At 46.2% G+C, this 16,045-nt stretch carries 10 protein-coding genes; 2 read left to right on the top strand and 8 right to left on the bottom strand.

Annotation, left to right across the window (positions count from 1 at the left end; translation table 11 throughout):
* Window positions 1–10: 10 nt before the first annotated feature.
* From gltB to yfcC, 4 genes are all read right to left on the bottom strand, one after another.
* A complete protein-coding gene (gene gltB, locus SD53_RS16290) occupies window positions 11–4,477 on the bottom strand; it encodes a glutamate synthase large subunit (RefSeq protein WP_046521259.1) in 4,467 nt (1,488 codons plus the stop codon).
* 432 nt (window positions 4,478–4,909) lie between these two features.
* Window positions 4,910–5,836: a GTP cyclohydrolase FolE2 gene (gene folE2, locus SD53_RS16285; protein WP_046521258.1), complete on the bottom strand. Its 927-nt coding sequence runs from the start codon at window positions 5,834–5,836 to the stop codon at window positions 4,910–4,912.
* A 228-nt stretch (window positions 5,837–6,064) separates the two neighbouring features.
* Complete coding sequence (gene iadA / locus SD53_RS16280) at window positions 6,065–7,246, bottom strand: beta-aspartyl-peptidase (RefSeq protein WP_046521257.1); 1,182 nt, start codon at window positions 7,244–7,246, stop codon at window positions 6,065–6,067.
* Window positions 7,247–7,267: 21 nt separating this feature from the next.
* Complete coding sequence (gene yfcC / locus SD53_RS16275) at window positions 7,268–8,749, bottom strand: putative basic amino acid antiporter YfcC (RefSeq protein ID WP_082101900.1); 1,482 nt, start codon at window positions 8,747–8,749, stop codon at window positions 7,268–7,270.
* A 434-nt stretch (window positions 8,750–9,183) separates the two neighbouring features.
* Between yfcC and SD53_RS16270 the strand changes: the two genes are divergently transcribed.
* Entirely contained in the window at window positions 9,184–11,469 is a 2,286-nt protein-coding gene (locus SD53_RS16270) for an ATP-binding protein (RefSeq protein ID WP_046521256.1), read from the top strand.
* 61 nt (window positions 11,470–11,530) lie between these two features.
* Here the strand turns inward: SD53_RS16270 and arcA are convergent, their stop codons facing one another.
* Together arcA and SD53_RS16260 are read right to left on the bottom strand one after the other, a co-directional pair.
* A complete protein-coding gene (gene arcA / locus SD53_RS16265; protein ID WP_046521255.1) occupies window positions 11,531–12,238 on the bottom strand; it encodes a two-component system response regulator ArcA in 708 nt (235 codons plus the stop codon).
* Between the two features lie 185 nt (window positions 12,239–12,423).
* A complete protein-coding gene (locus tag SD53_RS16260) occupies window positions 12,424–14,052 on the bottom strand; it encodes an ATP-binding protein (protein ID WP_241481846.1) in 1,629 nt (542 codons plus the stop codon).
* A gap of 252 nt (window positions 14,053–14,304) precedes the next feature.
* On the opposite strand from SD53_RS16260, the gene SD53_RS18970 reads away from it, so the two are divergent.
* Complete coding sequence (locus tag SD53_RS18970; RefSeq protein ID WP_046521254.1) at window positions 14,305–14,703, top strand: DUF3293 domain-containing protein; 399 nt, start codon at window positions 14,305–14,307, stop codon at window positions 14,701–14,703.
* A gap of 6 nt (window positions 14,704–14,709) precedes the next feature.
* Here the strand turns inward: SD53_RS18970 and SD53_RS16250 are convergent, their stop codons facing one another.
* Together SD53_RS16250 and SD53_RS16245 are read right to left on the bottom strand one after the other, a co-directional pair.
* The gene (locus SD53_RS16250; RefSeq protein ID WP_046521253.1) at window positions 14,710–15,003 is read right to left on the bottom strand and encodes a hypothetical protein; all 294 of its coding nucleotides are present in this window, start codon (window positions 15,001–15,003) and stop codon (window positions 14,710–14,712) included.
* Window positions 15,004–15,015: 12 nt separating this feature from the next.
* Window positions 15,016–16,044, bottom strand: coding sequence for a class I SAM-dependent methyltransferase (locus SD53_RS16245; RefSeq protein ID WP_046521252.1), 1,029 nt, complete (start codon window positions 16,042–16,044; stop codon window positions 15,016–15,018).
* Window position 16,045: the final 1 nt, after the last annotated feature.

Here is a 16,045-nt window from a genome sequence, read left to right as displayed (position 1 = left end):
GTTGCCTCCCTTACATCGCCTGAACCCGCAGCTCATCAGAAGAGCGTGCGCGGTGACCAAGCAAGGTATTGACGTCACTTGTTTTGGGTTTAACCAGTTTGAACTTGCTTAAGTAGTTGTTGAAATCCGTCAGGATCCGGTGCGCTTTTTCGCTGCCGGTGGCCTCAACGTGTTGATGCAACAAGCTACGTAAGTGTTCCTGCAGAATTGGTGTGCTGACCTCCAGCGCTTCCACCAGTTCAGGGTTCACCCGCAGGCATAAGTCATCCTGTTCATCTAATAAATAAGCAAAACCACCTGTCATACCAGCACCAAAATTCACGCCGGTCTGACCTAATACCAGTACCACACCACCTGTCATATATTCACAGCAGTTATCGCCTGTGCCTTCTACAACGACAATGGCGCCTGAGTTACGCACGGCAAAACGCTCACCGGCGCGACCTGCTGCGTAAAAACGGCCACCCGTTGCACCATATAAACAAGTGTTGCCAGCAATAGTGGCGTCGTCTTTGGCATAGCTGACACCTTTAGGCGGGAATATAGCGATTTGACCACCTGTCATACCTTTGCCGACATAGTCGTTGGCATCACCTTGCAGGGATAAATGCAAACCACCAGCGTTCCAGACGCCAAAGCTCTGGCCTGCAGTACCTATGCAGTTGACTACTATAGGGTCGGTCGCCATGCCCTGATTGCCATGATGACGGGCAATAAAACCAGATAAAGCCGCACCTACGGAACGGTCGGTATTGCGGATAGGCACAGTTAAGCGGCCACCGGTTTTATGTACCACCATGTCTTTGCAGCGTTTCACCAGTTCCTGATTTAAAGCGCCATCGTCAAACGGGTCGTTATTCTGTACACAGAACAGAGGCTTATCTGATTTCACACCTGAGGCCAATAAAATTGGGCTTAAGTCTAACTTCAGTTGTTTTTGCGTCTCAGCTTCGCGTACAGAGAGTAAATCAGTACGGCCTATTAACTGCTCTAATGATGTAACACCCAGTTCAGCCATTAATTCCCGTACTTCATGCGATAAGAACTTAAAGTAGTTCATCACCATTTCTGGTAAGCCGTTAAAGTGGTCTCGGCGTAAGGTCGCATCCTGAGTCGCCACACCTGTCGCGCAGTTGTTCAGGTGGCAAATCCGTAAGAATTTGCAGCCTAAAGCCACCATAGGGCCGGTACCAAAACCAAAGCTTTCTGCACCTAAAATAGCGGCTTTGACCACGTCTAAACCGGTTTTTAAACCGCCATCGACCTGTAAGCGAACTCTGTCACGTAAACCGTTTTCTACTAAGGCCTGATGTACTTCAGCTAAACCCAACTCCCATGGTGAACCTGCGTATTTCACTGAGGTCAGCGGGCTTGCTCCTGTGCCACCGTCATACCCTGAGACGGTAATTAAATCGGCATACGCTTTAGCCACACCTGTTGCAATAGTACCCACGCCGGGTTCTGACACTAATTTCACGGAGATCAGCGCTTCAGGGTTGACTTGTTTTAAGTCAAAAATTAGCTGCGCCAAATCTTCAATGGAGTAAATATCGTGATGTGGTGGTGGTGATATCAAGGTCACCCCTGGCACCGAATAACGCAGCCGTGCGATTTCAGCCGTGACTTTTTCACCAGGCAACTGACCACCTTCACCCGGCTTAGCACCCTGAGCTACTTTGATCTGAATCACTTCAGCGTTCACCAGATAATGGGGGGTCACACCAAAACGACCTGAAGCCACCTGTTTAATTTTACTGTTTTTCTCAGTACCAAAACGGCGTGGATCTTCACCACCTTCCCCTGAGTTAGAACGGCCACCTAACCTGTTCATCGCTATCGCCAAAGCTTCATGCGCTTCAGGGCTTAACGCACCAATAGACATAGCAGCGCTGTCAAAACGTGGATACAAGGCTTCTACTGGCTGAACCTGGTCAATAGCAACAGGTGTAGCATTGGCCTTGTTTAAGCTGAATAAGTCGCGTAAATGCGCCACAGGGCGCTGATTGACAAAGTCGGAATAGACTTTGTAATCGGCGTATTTGCCGCTGCGCACGGCTTTTTGCAGGCTTTGCACTACATCCGGGTTATAGGCATGGTATTCGCCGTCATGCACATATTTGAGCTGACCACCGTGATTTAGTGGTTTGCGTTTTAACCAGGCGCTGTTGGCGCGGATTTGCACGTCCTGCTGGAAGTCAGCAAAGTCGGCACCCTGAATACGGGAAGGTAAATCAGGGAAACACAGCTTCATCACGTTTTTGTTAATGCCTACTGCCTCAAACAGGTTCGAGCAGCGATAACTGGCGACTGTCGAAATGCCCATTTTTGACATGATTTTGTACAGGCCTTTGTTAATACCTTTACGGTAATTCAGTACGGCCTGACGGGCAGTCAGATTGATGCTGCCTTTTTCCACTAGCTGCTCGATAGTTTCATAGGCGAGGAATGGATAAATACCTGTAGCGCCTAAACCAACCAATACCGCAAAGTGATGTGGGTCACGTGTTGTTGCGGTTTCAATAATAATGTTAGAGTCGCAGCGTAGCTGGTTATCCACTAACGCATGGTGCACTGCACCCACAGCCATAGCGGCCGGGATAGGGATCAGGCCTTGTTCGATACGACGGTCAGTTAAAATCACCAAAACGACTTTTTCTTCACGCACCACACGCACAGCTTCAGCACAAACACGGCGCACTGCAGTTTCCAGATCTTCGTCGCTTGGGTCGAAGTTCAGCGAAATAATATGGTGTTTGTAGTATTTCTCGTCAGCCGCTTTGAGCTGTTTTAAATCGCTGTACATCATCACCGGCGATTCAAACTGAATACGGCGGGCATAACCTGCTGTTTCACTGAACACGTTGTGCTCACGACCTATGCTGGTCGCCAGCGACATCACATGAGCTTCACGTAACGGGTCTATTGGCGGGTTGGTGACCTGCGCAAATAACTGCCGGAAGTAATCGTAGAAAGTCCGGGTTTTTTGCGACAATACCGCCATTGGCGTATCGTCACCCATAGAACCCACTGCTTCCTGACCGTCTTTAGCCAGCACTGAAATCACCTGATCAATTTCTTCATAGCTGTAGTTAAACAGCTTGTGGAACACCATCATCTGATCGTCAGTAAAAACCCTTTTGCCTATTAAGTCAGTTTCAAACTGCTCGTAAGGTACCAAACGTTGTACGTTGCTGGACAACCATTTGCGATAAGGGTGGCGAACCATTAAATCCTGGTCAATTTCTTCTGAGCGCCAGATTTTTCCTGTCTGCGTATCCACAGCCAGCATTTCGCCCGGGCCAACGCGGCCTTTTTCCTGCACTTCATCAGGTGTGTAATCCCAGATGCCAACTTCAGAAGCCAGCGTAATTAATTTGTCTTTAGTAATCACAAAGCGGGCAGGGCGCAAACCGTTGCGGTCTAAGTTACAGGCCACATGCTGACCGTTGGTCATCACTATACCGGCAGGGCCATCCCAGGGCTCCATATGCATGGAGTTAAACTCGTAGAAGGCCTTTAAGTTATCATCCATCACTTTATTGCCTTGCCATGCGGGCGGTACCAGTAACCGCATGGCACGGAATAAGTCCATACCACCGGCCAGCAAAAGCTCCAGCATATTGTCTAACGAGCTGGAATCTGAACCCGACTGACTGACAAAAGGTGCTGCAGTGGCTAAATCTGGCAATAAGGGGGACGAAAACTTGTACTGACGGGCTCTAGCCCATTGTCTGTTGCCGGTAATGGTATTAATTTCGCCGTTATGCGCTAAAAAGCGGAAAGGTTGAGCCAAAGCCCAACGTGGCATGGTATTGGTCGAGAAACGTTGGTGGAACACACAAATGGCGGTTTCCATCCGAACGTCTGCTAAGTCCAGATAAAAACGCGGCAAATCTGCCGGCATCATCAGGCCTTTAAATACGGTCACCAGACAAGAAAAGCTGGGGATATAAAAATCAGCATCATCAGTCAGTTGTTTCTCAATGCGGCGTCGGACCATATAAAGCCTGCGCTCTAAATCATGATCACTCCAGCCTGGCTGAGCGCTGACAAAGGCTTGCTTGATTTGCGGCATAGAAGCGAGCGCAAGATCACCCAGCACGCTGCTGTCGGTGGGCATATCACGCCAGCCGACTAAAGTCAGTGTCTCACGGATAATTTCCTGTTCAATAATAGCGCGTGCCAGTTCGGCTTTGACCGGATCCTGGCTGAAGAAGAAGATGCCCACCCCATACTTTTTGCCCAAAACCCAGCCTTTTTCCTCTGCAATAGCACGGAAAAAACTATCGGGTTTTTGCATTAACAGGCCACAACCATCACCTGTTTTCCCATCCGCAGAAATTCCACCTCTGTGCTGCATACGGTCTAAGCCGCTAATCGCAGTGCGCACAATACGGTGGCTGGCGACGCCTTCTAAATGAGCGATCAGACCAAAGCCACAGTTCTCTCTTGCCTGACTGTGGTGATACAACGCCATGACTCTTCCTCCAACTTGTCCTGAAAATATTCCTGCTCAATTGAGGCCACAGCTTTGTTTATTCTGCTGCACTCTCAATTTGAGTGGGTAAAAATGTTAATTTGTTGAATTATTATTCTTTTATTTGGCGTTTTCATCACTGAAAGAAAACAACAGCTCTTGTTTCAGTCAGTTAGGTGGTCCGCATAGTTGTTTTTATGGCGTTTAGACGTCTATCCATAAATAGACAATTAGATATACCCAGATCAGACGGAAATTGCAAGACCAGTCTGGCGCATTTAGCTGACTATTTTGCCGAGAGTGGTTTTGCAGTGGTTTTGTAATTAAATTACATAAAAGGCGCTTTTTTCTGACTTTGAGCCGGCGGAAATGAAAAAAAAGGCCGCAGATGCGACCTTTTTTCGTAATTTAAACGATATTTTTATGCGGAACTTATGCGTGATAACCGTTCGCAATACCTTTGACTGTGACGGCTACTGCATCGTGGGCATGCAAGGATTCGTAGTGATTGACCCGTAGCCAGAAATCGTCAAATTCAGACAACTGGTTCAGCGCGTGTTTTAAACGACGGGCTGCATCTTCACAAAACATCAGGTTCTGACCGTTTAAGCGGGCAAACTCCTGCTCGTCGGCGCGTTTAACTGCGGCTTGAACCGGAGTTTGCAGCGCATCTTCAATAGCATCAATCAGAGCTATCACAGGGAAGTCTGTCACTTTATGATTGAGCTGTACTTTTATTTCAGCCACAGAGCGCTGGCTGTGTGGTGTAGCCACTATGCCCTGAGTGGTACCTAACCAGTCTTTCACTTGCTCAGCATTGACCTGAGCGTGACCGGCAAATTTAGCGACAAAAGCATCCTGAATTAGCTGGCGGGCTAAAGCTGCGGAGCAAGGGCATGTAGAAGAGTAGGGAACATCGACCTTCATTTCTACACCTAACTTACCTTCTTTGAGCTGACCAGTGATAGTCACAGGGTAAGCTTTCCAGCCCTGTTTTTCAGTGATCAGTGCTTTACGGCGTAAATGCAGTTCGAAATCAAACTTCACAAAGGCATGAGTACTTAATTCTTCATGACTGCTGATAAAGCCATGCAGCAGTTCGCTTAAACTGGCGAAACTTAAGCTGGATTCAATCGATAGCTGATCCAGTAACAGGTAAAGCCGCGACATATGAATGCCTTTCGCTTTTGGATCCTTTAAGTTTACAAAAGCTTCAACTTTGGCGCTGACCTGGCGTGGTGCTTCTCCTGCTACACTCAACATCAGTGGCAGTTCGATATTGCTCATGCCAACCCATTCCAACACACCTTCGGTGGTGGCGGATGAATGGTTAGCTACATCTGGCATAGTGGTCGGCATGAATACTCCAATGTCCGTCAAATGCATAGATCATGTGCAACATGATCCCGCTGAAAATTTGGCGCACTTTATACCATATTTTGCCGCTGGGACCGGTATAAATTCTGTGCACTATAAGCTGATTTTTTTCGAATAGCTTAAACGAAAAAAGCGAATACCCGACTAAATCTGTCGGATATTCGTTTAATTGGGTTAAATCTACTGAAATTCAACTGCCCAAGGCTGTAATTACTTTTCGAATGTCCCTTTTACGATCGCCTGACCAGCTTTGACTAACTGACGGCCTTTGGCGTACACATCACGAATAGTTAAATCGCGTTTATTTATCAGGACTAAGTCGGCATCCAGACCTGCGGCAATACGACCTTTTTGTTTCAACCCCAGCACTGCTGCAGGTGCAGCGGTAATCGCAGTAATGGCAGCCGTGACAGGCACCTGATACTCAAGCACGGCCTGACGGGCAACCTGATACAAGCTTTGTACTTGGCCAACCTCTAGACCAACTAACTCAGAGTTTGAATTGTAAATAGGTAAACTGGCGTTACCATCTGAGCTTAAGGTTAAGTTCATAGCGGGTACTCCTGCAGCTAAAGCCCTGGCTAAAGCCTCAGCGGCTGCTACCTCACCATGCTGGATATCATAAGCTGTGGTACTGGTGGTAAAGTCTATTACCCCACCGGCTTTGGCAAACTCAATACCCGCCTGAAACAGCATTTCATTGCGGTTTATATGGGTAGGGTAGAACTGCGATAATTTAAGTTCTGTGCCTGCGACGGCTTGCCACAGAGGCTGTAACAAGGTTTCACCGCTGCCGACATGAACACTCACCACACCTGCTTTGCCGGATAAAATGCCGCCCACTTTAGCTGCAGCGGCCACTTTACGTATTTCTTCAATGGTCGGCTGAGAGGAGCGGAAGTCACTGATCGCAATCTCGCCCACTCCAATAAATTTATCGATAAGGATCAGATCATCAGTGACAGATCCCATTAAAGTCCGACAGGGGATTTCGTAGGATCCTGTATGGCAGTAGGTCGTTATACCTTCACTGTCCAGCGCATGGGCTTTAGCTAACAGGTTGGTTAAAGTCCGGGTTGTAGCGTCTGTGCCTAATACACCAATAGCTGTTGTAACCCCACCTAAAGTTGCGTCTGTTAATTGCATTTCAGGAGTGCGGCTGGCAAAACCACCTTCACCACCACCGCCAATAAAATGCACCAGTGAGTCAACAAACCCAGGGACTAAATAACAGTCGCTGGCATCTACGACCTCAACAGGTAAGTTTGAATTGCCAATGTTTAAATCTGCACCCAAAGCGGCGATCTGTTGGCCAGCCACCAGCAGATCCATCACCCCTGTGTCTTGTGGGCTTAGAATATGGGCATTTTTAAAAAGTTTGATGCTGCTCATTGATAGTCCTTTTTGTAATTCTTATTGGTAGCCAATGGCAACTGCCACTAAAACTGCGAGACTTGCCAAAGCAAAAAGCCAAAGCTGCAGACGCCAGGCAAATTTTGCCCACAACATCCAGTCAACCCGTACTACACCTAAACAGCCAATTAAAGAAGCCGACGTGGGGACTATGCAGTTGGTTAAACCATCTCCCAGTTGAAAAGCTAAAACTGCAATTTGGCGGGACACGCCAACTAAATCAGCTAAAGGCGCGACTAAAGGCATGGTTAAAGCCGCCTGGCCAGAACCTGAAGTGACAAAGAAGTTAAATACCGATTGGAATATCAACATAAACCAGGCTGAAACGTATGCAGAGAAACCCTCAAAACTGCTGCCTGCATAATGCAGTACAGTATTGAGAACTGAAGGTTCAGTGGCTTTATCACCGCCCAGCAGCAGTACTATGCCTTTGGCCATCCCTACGATCATCGCAGCCGGTAATAACTCGGCTGCACCTTGTTTAAAGGCATCCGCCGATTCATTGATAGTCAGACGCTTACCTGCGACTGCTAAGATGGCTGTAGCTACACCCAAAGCAAAAAACTGCGTGGCAATTTCCGGAATATAGTAACCTCGGGCCACCACCCCCCAAATCACCCAGAGAATACCTGCAACAAAAAGCAGTAAGATAGCTGCATCTAATTTACCAAACTGACTGTTTTGTTGTTCCTGCTGCTGCGCGCGCAGTTTTTGATCAGACTCAAAACTGACGGAAAGCTCTGGATTCTTTTTAATTTTTGCAGCGTAACGCATGGTGAAGATAATGCCGAATAAGGTGAACAACAGCCAAAGTACGATACGGTAATCGGCTCCGGACATCAGAGGTAAACCGGCAATACCCTGGGCTATAGCCACACTAAAAGGGTTCATCCAGGAGGTAGCAAAACCAATTTGGGTGGCGATGTAAGTCACCAATACTGTGGTAATAGCGTCGTAGCCTAAAGCTAACATCAAGGGTAATAAAACGATGCAAAAAGCAATAGCTTCTTCGCCCATGCCAAACACAGCACCACCTAGAGAAAACAGCAGAAACATCAGTGGGATAAATAAAAAGTCTATGTCTTTGGTTTTGGCAATTAACGCCAGAATGCCGTTATTAACAGCGCCGGTTTTCATAATGATGCCAAAAGCACCACCAGTCAGCAGAATAAAGGCGATAACACCAATAGCGGCGCCCATTTTGTCGCCGGACACCATGCCTTCAAAGGCATAGTTTAAAAAGCCCACCTGACCGCCTTCACCAAACAAAGGCACAGCTTTGTTTTGTTCTGCAGCTAACTGGAAGCTGTTTGGATCAATACGTGCTTTCACTGTTTCGCCTGCCGCATTGACCGTTTCCGGCAGCATCTGAAAAGAACCGGCTGGAATAAGGTGTGATGCAATAGCTGCCGCAACCATCACAAAAAACAGTATGACAAAAGCATCCGGCATGCTGACCGGTTTTTTAGTTGTAACTTGCATGAAAATGTACCTGTTGAGTTGAGCTAACAGCGCCGACCGCTAAAAACAGCTGAGTGGTAACATCAGTTTATAAGCAAAAGACGGCATGAATAACCAGAACCAGTCATAAACTGGCGGTTTGGCTACTCGTTAAACCACTCCGAAAGGTAGTAAGGCGAGTAGTAATATGTAGTCAGCGACAAGGCATTCTTCAGCATATTACAGGCTAAGTTTGAAAAGCTAAGGGTGTTTAGAATTAACCCGTTCGCATACTGCTGTCAATCAAAGTTGCACAAGATAACGTTTCTCTGGTTGAAAAATGAGCGTTGCGATGACTTTTCTGGTGATTTCAGTCACCTGCTTACGAAAATTTACAGGACAAGCGCTGAGTTGATCTGGCAGACTTGCTGTTCTGAATTTACTGTTTTGCGCTCAGTTCCATTAGCAGGCATTTAATGCAACAAAACGTTCATCCTATAGTCAGACGTCTGGCCGGATTTTTAAAGCAGTGGGGCTGGTTACAGTGTTTTTGTCTGTGTTTTATCTTATTGCAGGCTTTAACAGGGGTTATTACCGGCTTATACAGCCTGCTGCTGCACGATATGGTGTTGTGGTCTATGGTTTTAGGCGCTTTGTTGTTTTCGGCCTCTGCCACACCAGCTTTTTTATTAACCGGTTTTTATTTAGTCCGCCATCTGGATGAAGCCCTGTTTTACTTGCAGGATTCGATACGGCAGGAAAAGCTGCTGAATCAGAATATGCAGGAAACCATTCGCCAACTGAACTTTGAAATTGAAGAGCGGAAAAAAGCCTTTCAGGCCAAACGCCGTGCTGTGGATGAATTAAGGCGTGAAATTACCGAACGGCGTAAAACTCAGCAGGAACTGGAAGAGCAAAGTTTATTAATTCGCTCTATAGTCGACAGTTCACCCGATTTGTTCTATTACCGCGACGAGACCGGCCGTTTTGTAAGCTGCAACAAAATGTTTGAAGTTATTATGGGGAAGTCTGCAAAAGAGCTGATAGGCCATTATCCGGCTGAGCTTTATGATGCGGAATCCACGCCTATCGCTATTCTGACCGATCAGGAAATCTCAGCCAGCCGGGCTGAATTGACTCTGGATGTCGATTACCAGACGCCCGATGGCCGCATGTTATGGTTTGAAATGCGCAAAGTGCCGTTTTTTGATAAACAAGGCCGTTATATTGGCTTGTTGGGGTTCGGCCGGGATATTACCTCAAGGAAACTGGCTGAGCAGGCGTTGGAAAAAGCCTATCAGGATAAAGGCAAATTTATTGCCACTTTAAGCCATGAACTACGCACTCCATTAAATGGCATAGTAGGTTTAACCCGCCGTTTGCTGGAGAGCCCGTTATCTGCCGAGCAGCGTAGTTGGAGTAATACCATTTTTAGCAGCGCCGAGACCTTGGGTAATATTTTTAACGATATTATCGACCTGGATAAAATAGACCGACAGGATTTAGATATTGTTTATCAGTCCGTGCAACTCTGCGAATTTGTCCACGATATCTGTAATTTTGCCCACTTAATTTGTCAGCAAAAAGGCTTAAGTTTTATTGAGCCTGAGGCTGTGCCAAATCAGTTGTATGTCCGGTTAGATCCAACCCGGGTCAGGCAGGTGTTATGGAACCTGATCAATAATGCGGTGAAATTCACCGCCCGTGGCTCAGTGCAGCTTGCGGTCTGTCTGAATACCGATGATCCGGCCGAACTTTGTTTTAGTGTAACGGACACTGGCATAGGTATTGTCGAGTCTGAACAGCGGCGTATCTTTGATATGTACTACAAATCCAGTGATGGCAGGCGTTTAAGCATAGTGGGCTCTGGTATTGGGTTGTCGGTATCACGGGCTTTAGTGGAGGCTATGTCTGGCCAAATCCGACTGGAGAGCACAGTAGGCAAAGGCAGTACTTTTATCGTTTCTTTGCCCGCAGAACTTACATCGGCACCTGTTGCTGTGCCACAGGCGCAATATCCGGCTTTGACCATCTTGTTAGTGGAGGATGTGCCGCTAAACGCTGAAATAGCCACGAATTTGCTGGAGCAAAGAGGGCATCAGGTGATTTTGGCCGAGACAGGTGAAGACGCTCTGGCTTTGCTGGAAACTGAAGATGACATCGATCTGGTGCTGTTGGATATGCAGCTACCCGATATGTCGGGTGATCAGGTGGCTCGTTTTATTCGGGCCGAACCTTCGTTAGCCAGGTTACCCGTCGTGGTGTTAAGTGCCAATGTGCGTAAAGCCGAACAACAATTAAGTGATGTCAGGGTAGACGGTGCTCTCGCCAAACCTATTAATACCACTAAGTTGGATCAGATTTTACATCAGTTATTTGGCGCTCCTGCGCCAAGAGAAATCACAGCAGAAAAAGCTCAGGATCAGCAAATCCTGGATCAGCAAACTCTGGATGACTATCTGCAGTCTTTGGGTAAAACCACCATGTTACGCAGTGTGCAGTTGTTTGTGCAGTTGCTGCCGGGTTATATCAATAGGATGATGGAAACCGCGGTGCAGCAGGACGTGAATGAATTTCAGGAGGCCGCACACAAACTCAAAGGCGCAGCAGCTTCGGTTGGGTTGTTATGGGTGCAACATCAGGCAAAGTTAATGGAACAGGCAACTGAACTACAGGGCATGGAAAAGCAACTGATCAACTTCCATATAACCATAGAGCGGCATTTAGCCGCTCTGGAAGAATACATCGAAGCCTGGGTTTGACCTGTCAGACATTCTCTTGGAATTAGCCAGGGGCGGAGATAAACTCCACCCCTCTGGGGGGTTATTTTTCTAACTTACCTACGAAGCGGTAACCTTCACCGTGGATGGTGCTGATCAGCTCCGGGCTTTCCACGTCAGATTCAAAATGCTTACGGATGCGGCGGATAGTTACATCCACAGTTCTGTCATTTGCTCTGAGTTCGCGGCCTGTCATATGACGGATCAGTTGTTCCCGGGTGAAAATTTTACCAGGGCTGTCCAGCATTAAGCGTAAGGCACGGTACTCACCTTTTGGTAAACGGCGTGATACACCTTCTGGCGAGGTCAGGTTGCGGCTATTTTCATCCAATACCCAACCATTAAATTTCACCACACTTTTGTGCTCTTCCACTACAGGTTGAGATACAGTGCGATTTAACAGGTTGCGGGCACGAATAGTCAGTTCACGCGGGTTAAAAGGTTTGGTTAGGTAATCGTCTGCGCCAATTTCCAGACCTAAAATGCGATCGACTTCACTGTCACGTCCGGTCAGAAAAATCAGACCCACGTTTTCTTTCTGGCGTAATTCACGGGCCAGGATCAGGCCGTTTTTACCAGGCAGATTGATATCCATAACAATCAAATTGACTTTGTGTTCAGCCAGTTTCTGGTTCATTTCTTCGCCATTCACTGCTTCAACTACATCATAGCCTTCGCCTTCGAACAGGCTGACCAGATTCAGTCGTGTTACTTCTTCATCTTCAACAATCAGAATAACAGGGGTCTGCATTATGCTTGAACCTTATGTGAACGTAATTAAGTGTTTGATTTGTATATTTTTAGAATGAGAGTGACCCATGGTCATTGTCTGCACAATTATATAGACGGCGGATTTTGTTAACAAGTGCATTTGTTAACAATTAGATTGCTCTAATTCAAGCTGTTGAAAAGTATACTTTTGTTAAAGCTTTTATCTCACTTAGGGATCACTGGAAAATCTATTTGAATATCGATCCCCTGATCCAGCGCACTTTCCAACTGTATTTTACCGTTTAATGCTTGTGTCACTAAGTTGTAGACCAAATGCATACCCAGACCACTGCCGCCTTCTCCCCTTTTGGTAGTGACAAAGGGGTCAAAAATGCGTTTTTTAATATTCTCAGGTACACCAGAGCCGTTATCCTGATAGTGCAAATAACAACGGCTGTTGGCCAGAGTAACGCTAATGGTGACAGTGCCTTGTTCTTTATGCTCAAAAGCATGTATCAGACTATTCATAATCAGGTTGATCAGTATTTGGCTGATAGGGCCTGGTTTACTCTCCAGCTCAAGCGCTTCGTCACAATTGATGATCACCTGATGTTGGGTTTTTTTCAGGTTAGGACGCAGTGATAACAGCACTTCGTTCAGCAGTTGGTACATATTAAAGTACCTTCTGTTGTCGTTAGACTGATCCACCGCTACCTGTTTAAAACTGCGGATAAGGTTCGCTGCTCTTTCCAGATTTCGGTAAATAATGCCGAGATTTTCCGCACTGTCACTGAGGAATTTGGCCAGTTGACTTGAAGTTAACTTCTTATCATCAAAGGCTTTTTGTATTTCTGCCAGCTTATCCTGCATTAAGGTTGATGCAGTCACGCCAAGGCCTATAGGTGTATTTACCTCATGAGCCACGCCAGCCACCATCTGGCCTAAACTGGCCATTTTTTCAGTTTCGACAATTTGATTCTGATACTGATGCAAGGTGGATAAAGTGTTTAATAAATCCTGATTTGAGGTTTTCAGCGCTTGTGTTCTGTCGTTGATTTTTTGTTCCAAATCCTGGTTTAACTGCCGAATTTCACTTTCGGCACTGCGCAGTTTGGTGATTTGCTGCTCGGTTCTGTCGAGCATAGTGTTCACAGCTCTGCCTAAGTTATGGAACTCAGTGATTTCCATCGCAGGCACCCGAATTTGATAGTCTTTTTCTTTTGATACTTTTTGAACCAAAGTCAGCAGGCTATAAAGTGGCTGAGTAAAGCGTCGCTGTAGCTTGTTGGCGATAAAAAAGGCACCTAATAACGAACACAGCGCAATCAGAATATCGTACAACACTCTGTTTTGTACATAACGGCTCAGCTCTTCAAGGCTGGCACGCAGATAGACATAACCTATTAATTTCCCATTCGATTCTATTTTTTGTGTCAGCTCCATTACGCCATCTCCTATGGTGGCATTCTGGTATTGTTCTACTTTATTAAACTGAGTAGGGTAGGGACCAACGTCTCGTCTGTTGTAGCTGGCAAAAAAGCTGAGCTCGTTATTTTCCTGCAGCTTGTAAATATGAATATTGTGTAAGCGTGATTCTGCGGCAAAAGAAGCAAGACGTCTGTCCTCAACTTCCGAATCATCTGCTTCAATCGAACCTACAGCGTTAAAGGCAATAATAGCGGCATAAGAGTGTAATTGTTCTGACAGGTTTTTCTTTTCAGCTTTGATATCCTGCAAAGTGGCAATGGTCAGCGATATACAGAGGGTAATACTGCATATCAGCATGACAACCCAGATCAGTGCGCTTTTGATTGAACTCGCTTTTAACGCTGGACCCATCAATACTTCCGCCATCGGTCAATCTGTTATCGAAGCTATAATATTGAAGTTACACGCATTTGCAAACTTTCACCAGTAAGGCCACTGACAAAAAAATAAAACAGGCCCTCAGCCAAAGTCATTGATGTTACAACAAGGCCACAACTGCATGACACCCCAGGCAGATATTGTGCTATCAGACGGAGGTGAGCCAGCGCAGCCAACAAGGTTGCAGCTTCAAGTACGAAGGGTTTATAGTGAGCACACTTGTGGCGATGAGGACAAACCATGGACTTATGGGATAACTACAAAACGAGTGTTTTTTTGTGCCATCAACCTTTAGGTGACCAAATAAACTTTGCAATCATCAGTGCCCAAAACCCTTGTGGCCACGTTCAGACTCCCTCCAGAAACTTACTCCTTGATACCCATTTCGCCAGAACCCTCGATAGTCTTCATGTGCCTTACCGCGAGATAGTCGGTTGCTCCCCTGATCTGAGATTTCAGGAAAAAAGCTGGGCTGTGCTTTGTGATAAGCCCCGGGCGATAAAGCTGGCTATTATGTTTGAACAAAACGCGATTTATTGGGTGGAACAAGGCAAGTTGTATTTGGTGCCTGCGCTGTTGCAACAAGATGAGGAGTATTTAGGGGAGTTTCATCCGCGTCAGATTGTGCTGGGCCAATAAGCAGAGTTAGTCTCTTAATACCTGCAATATAGGCTCGATTTTTTGGCCTAAAGCATATTCCAGCTTCAGGCGTTTCAGCTTTTGTTTGTGGGCTTCATCTTCATCAGTGGGTACTGTTAAAAACTCTTTAAAATCAGCCACGCAGATACATAACATAGCGGGTTTTGCCATATTTTCCAACTGACCTAAACGGTAGATCTGATGAGGACAGGCCTGAGTTCTTTCCGGCGACTGAATACAGTCAGCCAACACCGCAGTGCTGAAGCTTAATCCAGCCAGAGCAAGCATAACCAGTCTCATCAACAGATCCTTTTATTTAGCGCTTTTTTTACAATAATAAACCACAAAACCATCACGACGGCCAAGCTCTTTTACCTGACCAAAAATTTCAGTCAGTTGAGCCACATAAGGTAAATGTACGTTCGCTACTAAAGTTAATGTGCCGCCTGGTTTTAACTCAGTAAAAGCATCACGGAAAAACTGCTCGCTGATTTGATAATCGGTTTTTAAGCCTGTATGAAAAGGTGGATTACTGACGATATGATCATAAGCTGCGCTGCGCGAAGGAATACCGTCTGCGACTATTACTTCCCCCGGTAGCTTGTTAGCCTTCAAGGTAGCAGCGGTAGAGCTGACCGCTAAAGTACTGATATCAGAGGCAGTTAATTTAATTTCCGGATGTTTTTTTACTAAAAAAGCCCCGATAAAACCTGCACCACAAGCAAAATCCAGTACTTTACCTTGCTGAATATGGCCTAAATGCTCCAGCAATAAGTGAGTGCCCAAATCCAGTTTGCCGTGGTTAAACACACCGGGTAAGGAGCAGATATTTAGCTGAATCCCAGCTTTTTCGATACTAAACTGATGAAAGTCTGCGGTTTTGAGCTCACTTTGTAGCAGGCCATCCAGTTCAAACCACAAACAATGTTTGGCGTTGTCGTGCTTAAAGGCTTTTAAACCGAGTTTTTCAGCCTGATTACCTAAGCTTTTAATGCCACCTTTATTGTCACCGACCAGATAAACTTCAGTTTTATCATGCAGTACAGTTTTAATCTGGGCTAAAGAGCTTTGTAGCTGGTCTTTGCTTTTAGGGTAAAACAGCACCACTTTATCGACCTTTAAATCAGCCGGTAGCGCATCACCTAAATAACATGGGCTTTTGCATTGCTGTTGCCAGTTCGTAGCAACAGCAATGTTTGAGGTTAAACAAAACAGCTCCAGCTCTGGCGCTTGTTGTTTTAACTCAGCAGCCAGACGGTCGGCCATAGGTTCTACCAGCAGCACTTTGCCTGATAAAAAATCAATATTACGCAGCAGTAGCTGACTGGTATTGTCGAGCATC

The sequence above is a fragment of the Rheinheimera mesophila genome, assembly GCF_000986865.1.
In the GTDB taxonomy this organism is placed as follows: Bacteria; Pseudomonadota; Gammaproteobacteria; order Enterobacterales; family Alteromonadaceae; genus Pararheinheimera; species Pararheinheimera mesophila.
This window is presented reverse-complemented; position numbering and strand designations above follow the sequence as displayed.